The 15,729-nt window shown below is 64.3% G+C and carries 18 protein-coding genes; 9 read left to right on the forward strand and 9 right to left on the reverse strand.

All coding sequences use genetic code 11. The annotated features are described in order from the left end of the window. The 7 genes from Q0L94_RS01110 to Q0L94_RS01140 form a co-directional block, all read right to left on the reverse strand. Window positions 1-309, reverse strand: a 309-nt coding sequence (locus tag Q0L94_RS01110; RefSeq protein ID WP_296749272.1) for a chorismate lyase, incomplete at its 3' end; no start/stop codon positions are given. A 51-nt stretch (window positions 310-360) separates the two neighbouring features. Continuing rightward, entirely contained in the window at window positions 361-2,397 is a 2,037-nt protein-coding gene (gene recG, locus Q0L94_RS01115; RefSeq protein WP_296749274.1) for an ATP-dependent DNA helicase RecG, read from the reverse strand. 9 nt (window positions 2,398-2,406) lie between these two features. Further along, the gene (locus tag Q0L94_RS01120; RefSeq protein ID WP_296749276.1) at window positions 2,407-2,787 is read right to left on the reverse strand and encodes a RidA family protein; all 381 of its coding nucleotides are present in this window, start codon (window positions 2,785-2,787) and stop codon (window positions 2,407-2,409) included. A gap of 35 nt (window positions 2,788-2,822) precedes the next feature. Beyond that, window positions 2,823-4,967 carry a bifunctional (p)ppGpp synthetase/guanosine-3',5'-bis(diphosphate) 3'-pyrophosphohydrolase gene (locus tag Q0L94_RS01125; protein WP_296749302.1) on the reverse strand — a complete coding sequence of 715 codons (2,145 nt, stop codon included), beginning with the start codon at window positions 4,965-4,967 and terminating at the stop codon, window positions 2,823-2,825. 46 nt (window positions 4,968-5,013) lie between these two features. Continuing rightward, window positions 5,014-5,217 carry a DNA-directed RNA polymerase subunit omega gene (rpoZ, locus tag Q0L94_RS01130; protein ID WP_296641786.1) on the reverse strand — a complete coding sequence of 68 codons (204 nt, stop codon included), beginning with the start codon at window positions 5,215-5,217 and terminating at the stop codon, window positions 5,014-5,016. Between the two features lie 30 nt (window positions 5,218-5,247). Beyond that, window positions 5,248-5,877 carry a guanylate kinase gene (gmk, locus tag Q0L94_RS01135; protein WP_296749278.1) on the reverse strand — a complete coding sequence of 210 codons (630 nt, stop codon included), beginning with the start codon at window positions 5,875-5,877 and terminating at the stop codon, window positions 5,248-5,250. 121 nt (window positions 5,878-5,998) lie between these two features. Then, complete coding sequence (locus Q0L94_RS01140; protein WP_296749280.1) at window positions 5,999-6,865, reverse strand: YicC/YloC family endoribonuclease; 867 nt, start codon at window positions 6,863-6,865, stop codon at window positions 5,999-6,001. Between the two features lie 102 nt (window positions 6,866-6,967). Between Q0L94_RS01140 and Q0L94_RS01145 the strand changes: the two genes are divergently transcribed. The 5 genes from Q0L94_RS01145 (at window position 6,968) to hemW (ending at window position 11,665) form a co-directional block, all read left to right on the forward strand. Beyond that, entirely contained in the window at window positions 6,968-7,912 is a 945-nt protein-coding gene (locus Q0L94_RS01145) for a serine/threonine-protein kinase (protein ID WP_296749282.1), read from the forward strand. A 184-nt stretch (window positions 7,913-8,096) separates the two neighbouring features. Next, the gene (locus tag Q0L94_RS01150; RefSeq protein ID WP_296749284.1) at window positions 8,097-9,005 is read left to right on the forward strand and encodes a protein phosphatase 2C domain-containing protein; all 909 of its coding nucleotides are present in this window, start codon (window positions 8,097-8,099) and stop codon (window positions 9,003-9,005) included. 73 nt (window positions 9,006-9,078) lie between these two features. Beyond that, window positions 9,079-9,810: a ribonuclease PH gene (gene rph / locus Q0L94_RS01155; protein WP_296749286.1), complete on the forward strand. Its 732-nt coding sequence runs from the start codon at window positions 9,079-9,081 to the stop codon at window positions 9,808-9,810. Window positions 9,811-9,903: 93 nt separating this feature from the next. Then, window positions 9,904-10,494, forward strand: a complete 591-nt coding sequence (rdgB, locus tag Q0L94_RS01160) for an RdgB/HAM1 family non-canonical purine NTP pyrophosphatase (RefSeq protein ID WP_296749288.1) — start codon at window positions 9,904-9,906, stop codon at window positions 10,492-10,494. Further along, window positions 10,487-11,665 (forward strand): radical SAM family heme chaperone HemW, encoded by a 1,179-nt coding sequence (hemW, locus tag Q0L94_RS01165; protein WP_296749290.1) that lies wholly within the window; start codon window positions 10,487-10,489, stop codon window positions 11,663-11,665. Before rdgB ends, hemW begins: the two co-directional genes overlap by 8 nt. Window positions 11,666-11,800: 135 nt before the next feature. Here the strand turns inward: hemW and Q0L94_RS01170 are convergent, their stop codons facing one another. Beyond that, complete coding sequence (locus tag Q0L94_RS01170) at window positions 11,801-12,238, reverse strand: MarR family winged helix-turn-helix transcriptional regulator (RefSeq protein WP_296749291.1); 438 nt, start codon at window positions 12,236-12,238, stop codon at window positions 11,801-11,803. Between the two features lie 164 nt (window positions 12,239-12,402). Between Q0L94_RS01170 and Q0L94_RS01175 the strand changes: the two genes are divergently transcribed. Both Q0L94_RS01175 and Q0L94_RS01180 read left to right on the forward strand, forming a co-directional pair. Continuing rightward, on the forward strand, window positions 12,403-12,972 hold the full coding sequence (locus tag Q0L94_RS01175) for a Yip1 family protein (RefSeq protein WP_296749293.1): 570 nt from the start codon (window positions 12,403-12,405) through the stop codon (window positions 12,970-12,972). A 69-nt stretch (window positions 12,973-13,041) separates the two neighbouring features. Beyond that, window positions 13,042-13,374 (forward strand): TusE/DsrC/DsvC family sulfur relay protein, encoded by a 333-nt coding sequence (locus Q0L94_RS01180; RefSeq protein ID WP_296749295.1) that lies wholly within the window; start codon window positions 13,042-13,044, stop codon window positions 13,372-13,374. A 68-nt stretch (window positions 13,375-13,442) separates the two neighbouring features. Here the strand turns inward: Q0L94_RS01180 and Q0L94_RS01185 are convergent, their stop codons facing one another. Further along, complete coding sequence (locus tag Q0L94_RS01185) at window positions 13,443-14,306, reverse strand: rRNA pseudouridine synthase (RefSeq protein WP_296749296.1); 864 nt, start codon at window positions 14,304-14,306, stop codon at window positions 13,443-13,445. 157 nt (window positions 14,307-14,463) lie between these two features. Between Q0L94_RS01185 and Q0L94_RS01190 the strand changes: the two genes are divergently transcribed. Then, window positions 14,464-15,246 (forward strand): dienelactone hydrolase family protein, encoded by a 783-nt coding sequence (locus Q0L94_RS01190; protein WP_296749298.1) that lies wholly within the window; start codon window positions 14,464-14,466, stop codon window positions 15,244-15,246. 1 nt (window position 15,247) lies between these two features. Beyond that, on the forward strand, window positions 15,248-15,729 hold a 482-nt coding region (locus tag Q0L94_RS01195), incomplete at its 3' end, for a GTP cyclohydrolase I (protein WP_296749300.1).

Here is a 15,729-nt window from a genome sequence, read left to right on the forward strand (position 1 = left end):
CCGCGTGATGCCGCTCCAGCCGCCGCGCAGACCAGCAGGCGGCAGCACGCTGTGGGCAAACACCACCGGCACGCCGTTGCACAGCAGCATGACTTCGCGCACATAGGCGCGGTTGCCCGGCGTCATGCCCAGCAGCGCGTATTCGTCAGCGTGGGCGCGGGCCATCCCGGTGGCAAGCGGTGCGACGCGAAACGATGCGCAGCGCGATTTGAGGCGCTGGGTGAGCGAACCGTGATCGCTGAGCCAGCTGCGCAGCGAGCGCGGAAGCGAGTGCGGGTGGGCAAGCCAGCCCTGCCGGGAATCGCGCACGGCGAACCGTTCATCATATGGAAAATCGGCATTATGCCGCAGCGACGGCATCTAGATCGACGACAGCGCCTGCCGCTGGCCGATCCAGCGATCCAGGTGGCGCGCGGCGATGTCGGGGTGGCCGGCGAGACAGCGCTGCGCCAGATCGCGCGCGGCTTCCAGCAGTGCGACATCGCGTTCCAGATCGGCAAACCGCAGCATCGGCAAGCCGCTCTGGCGGTGGCCGAGCAGTTCGCCGGGGCCGCGCAGCAGCAAGTCCTGGCGTGCGATTTCGAAACCGTCGGTCAACTCGAAAATCACCTTGAGCCGGGCACGTGCGAGTTCCGACAGCGGCGTCTGATACAGCAGCACGCACACCGATTCGCGGCTGCCGCGTCCCACCCGTCCGCGCAGCTGGTGCAATTGCGCCAGCCCCATGCGCTCGGCATGCTCGATCACCATCAGCGCGGCGTTGGGCACGTCAACGCCGACTTCGATCACGGTGGTGGCGACCAGCAGGTCGATTTCGTGCGCCTGGAACGCCGCCATCACCGCCTGTTTCTCGTCCGGTTTCAGTCGCCCGTGCACCAGGCCGATGCGCAGTTCCGGGAGCTGCGCCGTCAGCGCGACATAAGTGTCCTGCGCGGTCTGCAATTGCAGCTTCTCGGACTCCTCGATCAGCGGGCACACCCAGTAGGCCTGGCCGCCGGCGAGGCAGGCCTCGCGCACCCGGGCCAGCACGTCGTCGCGGCGCGCGGCGCTGACCAGCTTGGTGACGACCGGTGTGCGTCCCGGCGGCAGCGCATCGATGACGGATACATCGAGGTCGGCAAAAAAACTCATCGCCAGGGTGCGCGGGATCGGCGTTGCGCTCATCATCAGCTGGTGCGGCTCCGTGCCCTTTTGCATCAGCGCCAGGCGCTGGCCGACGCCGAAACGGTGCTGCTCGTCGACGACCGCCAGGCCCAGGCGGGCGAAGCTGCCGGCCGCCTGGAACAGTGCGTGGGTGCCGAATGCCAGATCGACTTCGCCTGCGGCAATCGCCTGCCACGCCGCGGTGCGCTCGGTTTTGCGCTGGCTGCCCGACACCCAGGCGCAGCGCACGCCGAGCGCAGACAACAACGGCGACAATTTGCGGAAATGCTGTTCGGCGAGAATTTCCGTCGGTGCCATGAAGGCGGCCTGCAAGCCGTTTTCGATCGCCTGCAGGCAGGCCAGCGCAGCCACCACGGTTTTGCCGCTGCCGACGTCGCCCTGCAGCAGGCGGCGCATCGGGTGCGGCTCGCCGAGGTCGGCGCTGATTTCCTGCCAGGCGCGTGCCTGCGCGGCGGTCAGCGCGAACGGCAGCGTGCCGATGAAGCCGGCGGTCAGCCGTTGCCGGGACGGCAACGGCTGCGCCGGGCGCGACTGCCGTTGCCGGCGCGCGCTGGCCAGCGACAGCTGCTGCGCCAGCAGTTCGTCGAAGGCCAGCCGCTGCCACGCGGGGTGACGGCGCGATTCGAGTTCGTTCAATGCGCAGTCGAGCGGAGGCTGGTGCAGCAGGCGGATGCTCGCTTCCAGCCCGGGCAGATTCAGTGCGGCCAGCCAGTCGGCGGGCAGGGTGTCGGCAATCGGTGCGGCCAATGCGCGCTCGACCAGCTTGCGCAGCGTGGCCTGGCCAAGCCCGGCGGTGGTCGGATACACCGGCGTGAGCTGGGTCGGCAGGGGTGTGGCATCGTCGGCTTTGACGAAACGCGGGTGCACCATCTCCAGCCCGAGAAAGCCGCCGCGGACTTCGCCGTTGAAACGGAAGCTTTGCCCCGCCTGAAAGAGCTTGAGGTGGCTAGGGTAGAAATGCAGGAAGCGGATGCCGAGCACGCCGCCATCGTCCTCCACCGTCAGCGTCAGCATGCGGCGCGGCCGGTAGGCGACGCTGGCCTCGCGTACCGTCGCCTGCACCTGTGCGGTTTGTCCCGGCAGCAGATCGCGGATCGGCGTCACGCGGGTTTCGTCCTCCCAGCGCAGCGGCAGGTGCAGCACCAGGTCGGCATCGCGGACGAGGCCCAGCTTGGCGAGTTTGGCGGCGAGCGCAGGACTGACGGGAAAGGAAAACGGCGAGGCCGCTTTCAAGGCGGCAATTTATCCGCTCACCATCACCGCATCGGCCTCGACCAGCGCGCCGCGCGGCAGCGCGGCCACCCCCACCGCGGCACGTGCCGGGTAGGGCTGGCTGAAGTAGCCGGCCATGATCTCGTTGACCTTGGGGAAGTCGCCGAGATCGGTGAGGAACACGTTCAGCTTCACCACATCCACCAGCGAGCCGCCGGCAGCCGCTGCTACGGCGGCCAGATTCTTGAACACCTGATGAATCTGCGGCTCGATGCCGTCCACCAGCTGCATGGAGGCGGGGTCGAGACCGATCTGGCCGGACAGGTACACGGTATGGCCGGCCCGCACGGCCTGCGAATAGGTGCCGATCGCGGCAGGTGCGTCGGCGGTCTGGATGATGCTTTTGTTCATGCTGGGTTTCCTGGTGCCAGGTGGGTGAGGTGGGCTTATTGGGGGAGGGCGGCACGGCCATCCTTTTTCCCTTTGATACGGAAAATCCGCACCACGTCGGGCAAGGCGCGCAGACCGCGCATGACGCGTGCAAGATGCATGCGGTTTTCCACCTGCACGGTGAAGAACAGCACGGTGTAGGGGCTGCCGTCTTCCTCTTCCATCGAGACGTTGCCGATGTTGGAGCCGTGTTCGGCGATCGCCGCCGCGACCTTGGCCAGCACGCCGCGCTGGTTGCCGACGACGACCTTGATCGAGACGTCGAACATGTGCCCCGGTTCGGCCTCCCATTCCACATCCAGCCATTTGTCGGGGTCGGTGCGGAAGGCGCGGATCGAGGGGCAGTCGTGGGTATGGATGATGAGTCCGCGATCCTTGTGGATGAAGCCGAGAATCGGGTCGCCGGGAATTGGATGGCAGCATTGCGCCAGTTCGACCGCGATGCCTTCGGTGCCGCGGATGCTGATGGCGTGGGGGTGCGCCGGCTCGCCGGTTTTCTCGCCCTGCACGTGCAGTAGCTGATGCGCTACCACCAGCGGCAGTTTGCGGCCCAAGCCAATTCCCGCCAGCAATTCCTGCCGGGTTTGCAGACCATAGTCTTTGACTAGCCGCTCCCATACGGCGAAGTCGGGCACGGCCGCTTCGGGATTGAGTGCGGCGAGCGCATTGTTGAGCAGACGTTCACCCAGTGCCGCCGCCTCTTCTATCCGCGTATTGCGCAGGTAATTACGTATGTGCGAACGCGCCTTGCCGGTGACGACGAAATTCAGCCAGGCGGCATTGGGACTGGCGTTGGCAGCGGTGAGAATTTCGACGTGGTCGCCATTTCGAAGCTGGGTGCGCAGGGGCATCAGTTCGTAATTGATCTTCACCGCCACACAGTGGCGGCCGACGTCGGTGTGCACGGCAAACGCAAAATCCACCGCCGTGGCACCGCGCGGCAATGCCATGATCCTGCCCTTGGGGGTGAACACGTAGACTTCATCCGGGAACAGGTCGACCTTGATGTGTTCCAGGAATTCGGGCGAGTCGCCGTGGTCGGCCTGGATGTCGAGCAGCGATTGCAGCCAGCGGTGGGTGCGCGTCTGCACCTCGTTCAGTGCGGTGTCGGCGGATTTGTACATCCAGTGCGAGGCGACGCCCGACTCGGCCAGACGGTTCATGTCGGAAGTGCGGATCTGGATTTCGATCGGGGTGCCGTTGGGGCCGAACAGGATGGAATGCAGCGACTGGTAGCCGTTGGCCTTGGGTATCGCGATGTAATCCTTGAACTTGCCGGGGATGGGTTTGTACAGCGCGTGCAGTGCGCCGAGCGCCAGATAGCAGGAGGGCTGGTCGCGCACCACCACGCGAAAGCCGTAGATGTCGAACACCTCGGAGAACGCCAGGTTTTTTTCCTGCATCTTGCGATAGATGCTGTAGAGGTGTTTCTCGCGCCCGCTGATGGCGGCCTCGACCTTGCATAGTTCGAGTTTTTCCTGCAGCGCAATCTTGACCTTGTCGACCAGTTCGCGGCGGTTGCCGCGTGCCGCCTTGACTGCTTTCGACAACACCTGATAGCGGTTGGGATGGCTGTAGCGAAAACCGAGATCTTCCAGTTCCTGGTATACCGAATGCAAGCCCAGGCGGTTGGCGATCGGCGCGTAAATTTCCAGCGTTTCGGCGGCGATGCGGCGGCGTTTTTCGGCCGGCATCGCACCCATGGTATGCATGTTGTGCAGGCGGTCGGCCAGTTTGACCAGAATGACCCGCACGTCCTGCGCCATCGCCAGCAGCATCTTGCGGAAGTTCTCCGCCTGCGCCTGCTGCTCGGATGCAAACGCCAGTTTGTCGAGCTTTGAGACACCCTCCACCAGCAGCGCGACCGCCTTGCCGAAGCGCGTCTCGATTTCGCCCGCGGTGGCCGGGGTGTCTTCCACCACGTCATGCAGCAGTGCGGCGGCCAGGGTCTGCGCGTCGAGATGCCAGCCGGCCAGGATGCCGGCAACTGCCAGCGGGTGGGAAATATAGGGTTCGCCGCTTTTGCGGAACTGGCCTTCGTGGGCGTTACGGCTGAATTCGTAGGCTTGTTCGATGGTGCCGATTTCGTCCGGCGGCAGATAAACCAGGGCCGGACGCAGCGATTCAAATTCGCGCATCATCGCCGGCGCGCGGCTTGCGTGCGCCGGTTGGTGGGTGAGCGGATGCTCAGGCGCGGCCCCGGTTGAGGATTTCACGTCCGACCTTGCCGGCCGCGATCTCGCGCAGCGCGGTGACGATGGGTTTGTCCTTCGATTCGACCATGGGCTGCGAACCCTGCGCCAGCTGGCGTGCGCGATAGGTCACGGCGAGCGTCAGTTCGAAACGGTTGGGAAACATGTCGATGCAGTCATCGACGGTGATGCGGGCCATAGGGATACTCCTGCTTCAGGCGGTGCGGGTTTAGATACGTCCGAATTCGTCGAACAGCGCGGCGTACCGGTCCAGCTGGCGCGCCGCTTCGAGACGAATGCTGCGGGTAATGGCGACCAGATCCTGCAGAGCGTGGTCGAAATCATCGTTGACAATTATATAGTCGAACGCGCCGGCATGAGCGACGTCATGCGCCGCGGCGGCGAGCCGGCGCTCGATCACCTCGGCGCTGTCCTGCCCGCGTCCGTTAAGACGGGTACGCAGCGCATTGAACGACGGCGGCAGAATGAAAATCGACGCAGATTGCGGGAAATGCGTCTTCACCTGGGCGGCGCCCTGCCAGTCGATTTCCAGCAGGATGTCGCGACCGGCGTCGAGATCGCGGGCGACGACACCTTTCGAGGTGCCGTAAAAATTGCCGTACACCTCGGCGTGCTCAAGAAACTCGCCCTCGGCCAGCATCGCCTCGAAGCGCTCGCGGCTGACGAAATGGTAGTCACGGCCGTCGGTTTCGCCAGGCCGCGGGACGCGCGTGGTGTAGGACACCGACAGGCGGATCGCCGGGTCGGCTTTCAGCAGCGCCTTGACCAGGCTGGTCTTGCCTGCGCCGGAGGGGGCGCTGACGATATAAAGCACACCGTTGCTGGGGGTAGGGGTCATGATCGTTCCGGATGCCCTGTCATTTCACAAAAAATCCTGTCCGCGAAGGACGCGAAGAAACGCGAAGAAAGACATCAAGGGGTTACCTTCGCGTTTCTTCGCGTCCTTCGCGGATAAAAGTCTATTCGATATTCTGCACCTGCTCGCGCATCTGCTCGATCAGCACCTTGAGTTCGAGCGAGACGCGCGAAGTCTCCACTGCCACCGACTTGGAGCCCAGAGTGTTGGCTTCGCGGTGCAGTTCCTGCATCAGAAAATCCAGCCGCTTGCCGATGGCGCCGGCCTGATCGAGCACGCGGCGGACCTCGGAAAAGTGGGTGGCGAGGCGGGAAAGCTCTTCGTCGACATCGGCTTTTTGCGCCGCCAGCGCGACTTCCTGTGCCAGCCGTTCGTGCCCTGTTTCTCCCAGCGCATCGCGCAGGCGTTCCGCCAGCCTGTCGCGCTGCGCCGCGGCCAGCGCCGGCAGCAGGGGCTGCAAGCTGGCCACCTGCGCTTCGGCCGCGCCGAGCCGGTCGAGAATGTGCTGTTTCAGCTTGGCACCCTCGCGCAGGCGGCTCTCCACCAGTTCGTCCAGTGTCTCGTGCAGCCCTGCCAGTACCGCCTCGTTCAGTGCGTCTTGCGACAGCGTGGCGGTTTGCACCGCGCCGGGCCAGCGCAGGACCTCGTTGACGGAGAGGGGGGCGCTGTTCGGCAGACGCTGCAGCACGTCGGCTTGCCAGTGCGAAAGACGCTCAAGAATGGCTGGATTCAGGCCGTTATCAAGCGTAGCGGCAGGCAGCAGGTTCAGGCTGACGCGGCATTCCACCTTGCCACGCGCGAGACGGTTATTGATCAGGTCGCGCAGTTGCGGCTCCAGCGAGCGAAACTCGTCGGCCAGGCGGAAGTGCAGCTCGAGAAAGCGTTGATTGACGCTGCGCAGATCGATGCTGACGCTGGCATGGTCAAGGGTGAGGCTGTGGGCGGCAAACCCGGTCATGCTGGCGGTCATGGATGGCCTGACGTGTGGGTTATGGAACGATTACCGGCGCGGAGCCGGAGTGGGTTTTTGTGGCATGGCCGGTTAACAGGCAAAGATAATAGACGTTCGACTATGGCGACTCAACCCAATCAAGCGCTGCCCAATGGTTACCGGCTGAACGAATACACCATCGTGCGCAAGATCGGCGGTGGCGGCTTCAGCATGGTGTACCTGGCGCGCGACGACGACAACCAGTCGGTGGCGATCAAGGAATACCTGCCGGGCGCGCTGGTGCTGCGTACCGAAGGTTCGGTCATCGTGCAGGCCAATTCGTCCGAAAACAACAACATCTTCCGCCACGGCATGAAGTGTTTTTTCGAGGAGGGCCGGGCGCTGGCGCGCATCGATCATCCCAACGTCATCCGCGTGACCAATTTTTTCCGCGCCAACGAAACCGTCTACATGGTGATGCGCTTCGAGCGCGGCAAAACGCTGCAGCAGCATATCCAGGCCAATCGCGGCACCATCCGCGAAAGTTTCATCCGGCGCGTGTTCGCCCAATTGCTGAACGGCCTGCGCGAGGTGCACACGCACAAGCTGCTGCATCTCGACATCAAGCCGTCCAATCTGTACGTCCGCCTCGACGGCTCGCCGGTGCTGATCGATTTCGGCGCTGCACGGCAGACGCTGACCCAAGAAGAAAGCAAGCTGCAGCCGATGTATACGCCAGGTTTCGCGGCGCCCGAGCAGTATCACAACCGCGAACGGCTGGGGCCGTGGACCGACGTCTACAGCGTGGGTGCCAGCCTGTATGCCTGTCTGGCGGGCTATCCGCCGCAGGCGGCGGATGCGCGCCTGCTCAACGACAAGCTGGTGCCAGCGACGACCAACTGGCGCGGCGCCTATTCCGACCAGTTGCTGGAAACCATCGATCATTGCCTCAGGCTCAACTACATGGAACGCCCGCAAAGCGTATTCAGCCTGCAGAAAGTGCTGATGGACCGCAGCGCGATGATGCCGCCGCGCACTTCGTTTTTGACCAGCCTGAAGCGTTCGCTTAGCAAGGAATTGTTCTAGGAGCCTGTCGGACTTATGATGAATCGCCTGCAAATCCGCTTGGGCGGTCCATATTTCATTTCGCCGCTTTTGGGTTAACAGAATCAATAGAATGACTATTGACCGGCAAATCGGCAAAATCCGTTCTCACCCAGCCGAATTCGCTTCGATCCCTTAAGCCCGACTGACTCCTAGACTACGCACCATGAAATTCACCATCTACCAGGCATCCCGTCAGGGCGGGCGCAAGAACAACCAGGACCGGGTTGCCTACTCCTACAGCCGCGATGCGCTGCTGATGGTGGTGGCCGACGGCATGGGCGGCCACATGCATGGCGAGATCGCGGCGCAGATCGCGGTGCAGACGCTGACCGAGCAGTTCCAGAAAATGGCCAGGCCGCGCCTGGCCGATCCGATGGCTTTCCTGGCCGAGGTGACCACGCGCGCGCATTTCGCCATCAACGATTACGCAGTCGAACAGGATCTGCTGGAAATCCCCCATACCACCTGCGTTGCCGCCGTGGTACAAGACAACACCGCGTACTGGGCGCATGTGGGCGATTCGCGGCTGTACCTGTTCAGCGACGGCAGTCTGATCGCGCGCACCGAAGACCACACTGCCGTCGCGCAACTGGTGCGCGACGGCATCATCAGCGAGGAAGAGGCGGGCAACCATCCGGAGCGCAACAAAGTATCCAACTGCCTGGGCGGCTATGTCGCGCCGCAGGTGGAGTGCAATGCGCCGGTTCCGCTGCACGACGCCGACAGCATGCTGCTGTGCACCGACGGCATCTGGGGCATGATCAGCATCCCCGAAGTGTCGGCCCTGCTGCATGCCTACACGCTCGAAGACGCGGTGCGCCACCTGATGGACCATGCCGAATTCCGCGGTGGCGCGCACGGCGACAATCTCAGCCTGATCGCCATGACCTGGGGTGAGGCGCGCATGCCGAGCAAGGATTCCATCTCCACCCTGGCGCTGCCGGATGGCGGCGTCACCACGCAGATAAACGCGCTGCGCCCGGTGCCCGGCACGCCGGCGGTGTCGGACGACGAGATCGAGCGCGCCATTGCCGAAATCCAGCAGGCCATCCAGAAAATTTCCACCAAATAAGCGGCGCGCGGCCCTGCTGGGCGCGGGCACGCGCGCCGCGGTAAAATTGCGTTTTCCGTCCCGACAGCCCGCCATGTCCCCGATTTCCCGCCCCAGCGGCCGTGCGCCCGATGCGCTGCGCGCCCTTTCCTTCACTCGCCGGTTCACCAAGCACGCCGAAGGCTCGGTGCTCGTCGCCATGGGCGATACCCGCGTCCTGTGCACCGCCAGCGTGCTCGACAAGCTGCCGCCGCATAAAAAAGGCAGCGGCGAAGGCTGGGTGACGGCCGAGTACGGCATGCTGCCGCGTTCCACCCACACCCGCAGCGACCGCGAAGCGGCGCGCGGCAAGCAGTCCGGACGCACCCAGGAAATCCAGCGGCTGATCGGGCGCAGCCTGCGCGCGGTGGTCGACCTGAAGAAGCTGGGCGAACGCACCCTGCACATCGACTGCGACGTATTGCAGGCCGACGGCGGCACCCGCTGCGCCAGCATCTGCGGCGCCTGGGTCGCGGTGGCCGACGCCGTCGCAGGCTTGCTGCGCGACGGCAAACTGGCCGAAACCCCGCTCACCGGCAGCATCGCCGCCGTCTCGGTCGGCGTTTATCGGGGCCAGCCGGTGCTGGACCTGGACTACGTCGAGGATGTGGACTGCGACACCGACATGAACGTGGTGATGACCGGCAGCGGCGGCATCGTCGAAGTGCAGGGCACTGCCGAAGGCACACCGTTCAGCCGCACCACCCTCGAAGCCCTGCTCGACCTGGCGACCGCCGGCATCGCGCAGATCGGCGCAGCGCAACAGGCAGCATTAAAAGCGAATTGATCCGCGAAGGACGCGAAGAAACGCGAAGGGGAATTCGGGTTTTCTTCGCGGCACTTCGCGTCCTTCGCGGATAAAAAATCAAAAGGAACCCCCATGAAGAAAATCGTCATTGCCTCCGGCAATCCGGGCAAGCTGCGCGAGATTGCGCGCATCCTCGAACCGCTCGAAATTTCCGCCGTGCCGCAGTCCGATTTCGGTGTTCCCGAATGCCCCGAGCCGCACGTCACCTTCGTCGAGAACTGCCTTGCCAAGGCGCGCCACGCCAGCACGCACACCGGCCTGCCGGCGCTGGCCGACGATTCCGGCATCTGCGTCGAGGCGCTCAACGGCGCGCCCGGCGTGTATTCCGCACGCTACGCCGGCGAGCCGAAATCCGACCAACGCAACAACGAAAAGCTCATCGCCGCGCTTGCGGACCAAGCCAACCGCCGCGCGCACTATTACTGCGTGATGGTGCTGGTGCGCTACGCCGACGATCCCGAGCCGCTGATCGCCGAGGGCCGCTGGTTTGGCGAAATCGTCGACACGCCGCGCGGCGAGAACGGCTTCGGCTACGACCCGTATTTCCTGCTGCCGCAGTCTGGAAAAACCGGCGCCGAACTCGGTGAGGACGAGAAGAACGCCGTTTCGCATCGCGGCCAGGCCTTGCGCGAACTGGCCGACAAGCTGAAGCGACTTGGCTGATCCCGTCGTCCGCTTTGCCGGCAGCGGCCTGCGGGTCCAGCCGCCGCTGTCGCTCTACATTCATTTGCCGTGGTGCGTGAAAAAATGCCCGTACTGCGACTTCAATTCGCACGCCGCGCAAGGTATTCCCGAAACCGCCTACATCGATGCGCTGCTGCTCGATCTGGAGCGCGCGCTGCCCGACATCTGGGGACGCACAATCCACACGGTGTTCTTCGGCGGCGGCACCCCCAGCCTGTTTTCGGCGCAGGGCATCGAGCGCATCCTGAGCGGCGTGCGCACGCTGACCCAATTGCTGCCCGGCGCGGAAATTACCCTCGAAGCCAACCCCGGAACGGTGGAAGCGGCGAAGTTCGCCGGCTTCCGCGCAGCGGGCGTGACCCGGGTCTCGCTCGGCATCCAGAGTTTCAATCCGCGCCATCTGCAGGCGCTCGGGCGCATCCACGACGGCGCCGAGGCCCGCCGCGCCGCCGAGCTGGCCGCCACCCATTTCGATACCTTCAATCTCGACCTGATGTTCGCCCTGCCGGGGCAAACGCTGGCCGAGGCCGCGGCCGATCTCGACATCGCGCTCGCCTTGCGGCCGCCGCACCTGTCCGCCTATCACCTCACGCTCGAACCCAACACCCCGTTCGGCCACAGCGCGCCGCCGAACCTGCCGGACGACGACCTGGCCGCCGACATGCAGTTGGCGATCGAGGCCAGGCTGAATGAGGCCGGCATGGAGCATTACGAAACCTCGGCCTATGCCCGGCCGCTTCACGCCAGCCGCCACAATCTCAATTACTGGCGGTTTGGCGACTACCTCGGCATCGGCGCGGGTGCGCATTCCAAGCTGAGTTTTCACGACCGCATCCTGCGGCAGATGCGCACCAAGCATCCACAGCAGTACATGGACGCGGTCCGGCAGGACCGCCACATTGCCGAGGTCCGTTCGCTCACGCGCAGCGATCTGCCGTTCGAGTTCATGATGAACGCCCTGCGGCTCAATGACGGCGTCCCCGCTGCGCTGTTTGAAGAACGCACCGGCTTGCCGCTGTTCGTTTGCGCGTCTGCGCTCGAACAGGCGCAAGCGCGGGGCCTGATGGAGGTCGGCGCAAGCCACCTCAAACCGACCTTGCAGGGCCAGCGCTTTCTGAACGATCTGCTGGAATTGTTTTTACCGGGGTAGCGGGCCGCCAGTTCAACCGCCGCGTCGCACAGCACAGGGCGGGCACCTGCCGCGCCCGCCGTCCCCGGCTACGCGGCCATACCGTTTTCCTGACCTGTTCCCGGTTTCGCTGGCGTCGAGTGGCCGACCGATGGATCAGCGCTGGCTGTTCCCTTCTCCTGCGGCCAGTTCCTCCGCTCCAGGCACGCGGAAGATGCCTTGCAGTTTGAGCAACTCGTCGCGGTGCTGGCCTGCGAGTGCATTCAGCATATCGTTTCCCCTGGCGGTCAGGTGCACCTCCACCGCGCGCCGGTCGTTGCGCCCCACTTGGCGCTGTACCAGTCCAAGCTTTTCGCACCGCGAGATGAGCGAAACCACACCATGGTGATGGGCCTGCAGACGTTCCGCCAACTCGCCGACGGTAGCCCACTCGCGATCCGGAAATCCGCGTATGTGCAGCAGCAACTGGTACTGAAGATGGGTGACGCCATGCCGGCGGGCCGCTTCCTCGCTGAAACGCAGGAAGCGCCGGAGTTGATAACGGAAATGGGAGAGCGTTTCGAAGTCGCTTTTGCTGAGGGAAAGGGGCGGCATTGGGTTTGGTCGCGTCTCAAGTGGATTTTTATTTGGCTTTTATATCATGTTGTGATACAAATAAATCATGATGGTCTCGCGGGCTTGCCATCACTTTCGTTGCGGCGGTAACCGAGAGTACCGTCATGCGTGTCCAAAGACCGCTCTCGAAAAAGGAGATTCACATGAGTATCCTGCATATCCACAAACTGTTCGTCGCGTCGCCCGAAGGATGGAATGAGTTCGCGCGCATACAGCCCTCTGCCATCAAGCTGTTCGTCCTGCTGGTGGTGCCGTTCTCGCTGATTCCGCCATTGATGCTGGAGTATGCCGGACAGCATTTGGGTGCCGCCATGTTTCCCGATACCGCGGGACAGGCGTGGAGCATCGCCGCGCTCTTCTTCCTGATCGCCGAGTTGATCACCGTGCCGCTCATGGCCTGGGCGATCAAGTCGGTGGCCAACAGCAAGGGGATCGACAGTAATTACCACGACGCCTTCACGCTTGCCGCCGTCGCAGCGGTGCCGCTCTGGCTTTCGTCGCTGGTGCTCTTCTCCGACCAGATCGCCTTGATCATAGCCATGGTCGTTCTTGGGCTGGCGGGGTCGGTCGTGCTGATTTTCCGCGGGGTGGGCAGCATCCTCAAGGTCGAGGAGGGTCTTGTCGCCTTCGACATCGCCTATACCGTCACCGCGCTCGGCCTTGTGGTGTGGGTGATGCTGGTCATGCTGGGGCTTGTTCCGGCCCTTGCCTGAGATTCTGCAATCGCCGTTTTCTGGCCGGCCTGGTTCATCGGAGCCAGGCATTTCCGAGGAGGTTGAACGATGGAAGCTGCAGCAACACTGAACTTGCCGAATCTCGATGAGGAAGGTTACCTGGTCGAGCCCGGCGAATGGAGCGAAGCCCTCGCTGAATATTTCGCGCAGAAAGAGAATGTCAAGCTTACGGACGCGCATTGGGACGTCATCCGCTTCATGCGCGAATTCTACGAAGAGAACCAGATCGCCCCCGATGCCCGCTATGTGATCAAGCACCTGTCGCAGCGCATGGGAGCCGATGCGCGCAATGCGCTTTACAGGCTGTTCGCGTATGGCTATGTCCAGCAGGCATGCAAGATCGCGGGAATGAAGCGTCCGCGGGCCTGGAGTACCGGCTGACGGGTTTGCCGGGACGGGGTTCGTGCAGTCGAGGCGCGCAGCGGCCACCCCGGCGTTCCGCGCAGCCCTCAAAACCGCTCGCCGGGACACAGATAGCGCCACTGGCCGGGCGGCAGCTGCGCTAGCGGCACGCGCCCGAGACGGATGCGCTTCATCGACACCACGCGCAGGCCAACGGCTTCGCACAGGTGCGCGATTTGTCCGATTTGGGCGCCCTTCAACGCCACCCGCAGGCGGTTCTCGTTTTGCCAGCTGACCTTGATGGCAGACGGCATACGGCCCTGGAGCGTGGTTGTTGACGCTTTAGCGTCTTTAGAGCGAGGTTGCTGCCGGCTTGTCGGCTTTACAACCGCGGCCTCCCCCTCGCGGGGACAACCACGGCCTACCCCTTGCGGGTGGAAGGAAATGCTCTGATTCAGCCGTTTGAGTCCGTGCGGGATGAGTTCACCCGCGACTTCGACGATGACTTCGTGCTCCAGCGTGGCGGCATCCTCGGTCAGTTTGCGCGCCACGCGCCAGTCCTGGGTGAAGACGACCAGTCCGCTGGCGCCGGTTTCCAGCGGCATACACAAGGTCAACCGGGCGAAATGCTTTTTCAGCGGGCGGATGCCGGAGGCGTCTTCGGCCCACCAGGCGGCGGCACCGAGCAGTTGATGCGCGTGCGGCAGCGACGCGGCTTTGTCGTCCGCGTCGTCGCCCAGGCCCGTGCGATAGCCGGGCGGTTTGTGCAGCAGCAGGGTGACGGCCTGGGTCTGCGCGGGATCGGCCAGCGGGTCGATTTCGATGCGCTGATCGGCAACCCGGAATTGCGGCTCTTCGATCACGACGCCGTCCACCCGCACCCAGCCGCCGGCGATGGTTTGTTCGGCTTCGCGGCGCGAACAGGCGCGGATCTCGGCGACGCGTTTGGCAAGGCGGATGGAATCGGTCATGGCAGGGGCGGTGAGCGAGCAGCCTGCAAGTTTACCGCGGTGCCTGCGAGGCAAACCGCCGGCGCGCATGGCCGCTGTTCGAGCGCGGTTGTTATTGCAAGCGCGGGCGCGGTATGCTTTTGGGTCGACCAACCCATCCCTCGATCCGGAGACGCCCATGAAAACCGCGCTTGCCCTGTCATTGTTGTTTTTCACCTCATCCGCCCTCGCCGCCGTGGTCGGCAAGGATGTCAGCTACAAGGCGGGCGATACCGTCATGAAAGGCTATCTGGCGTTTGACGATGCCATCAAGGGCAAGCGCGCCGGCGTGCTGGTGGTGCCGGAGTGGTGGGGCGCCAACGATTACGCCAGGAAGCGTGCGCGCATGCTGGCGGGCGAGGGCTACGTCGCGCTGGTGGTCGATATGTACGGCAACGGCCAGATCGCCGACAACCCGCAGGAGGCCGGCGCGCTCGCCGGCAGCGTGAACAAGAACCCGCCGCTGGCGCTGGCCCGGTTTCAGGCGGCCGAGAAATTCCTCGACAAGCAGCCCAACGTGAAGAAGGGCGAACTGGCCGCGCTGGGCTACTGCTTTGGCGGCGGCGTGGTGCTCAACATGGCGCGTGCGGGCGAGCCGCTGAAGGCGGTGGTCAGCTACCACGGCGTGCTGGCGACCGACGTGACGGTCAAGCCGGGCGACATCAAGGCCAAGCTGCGCATCTTCCACGGCGAGGCCGATCCGCTCGTGCCGCCCGAGCAGGTCGAAGCGTTCAAGACCGAAATGGACAACGCCCAGGCGGATTACATGCTGGTGGCCTATCCCGGCGTGAAGCATACCTTCACCAACCGCGAGGCTGACAGTTACGCCGCACAATTCGGGCTGCCGCTCAAGTACGACAACGCAGCCGACCGGGATTCGTGGACGCGGACGCTGGAGTTCCTGAAGGCGACGCTGAAATAAGATGAGCGACGCCTGCGACCACGACGGCCGCGCCCCGCACGCCAGCGGCAGCCTCGGCATTCCGCAAGTCGGCGCATTCGACCCGGCAGCGTTCGAACGCGCGGTGAACGACATGCTCGTCGCCTGCGGGGTCGCGCCGGATTCGGTGCACACCGGGCGCACCGCGCAACGCGTGCGCGAACTGTGGCAGAAGCGGCTGCTCGGCGGCTATGCGATTGCGCCCGCCGAGGCGCTGGGCGAAGGCTTCGCCGACGACCGTAACGACATGGTGGTGGTGCGCGGCATCGCGGTGCACGGCGTGTGCCCGCATCACCTGGTGCCGTTCCGTGGCGTCGCGCACGTGGCCTACATCCCCGGCGGCCGGCTGCACGGCTTCGGGCGCATCGCGCGCCTGGTCGATGCGATCGGCCATCGCTTCACCTATCAGGAATGGATGACGCGCGACATCGCCGAGGCGCTGGTGACGCACGGCCAGGCGCAGGG

This window comes from Thiobacillus sp. (assembly GCF_024708915.1).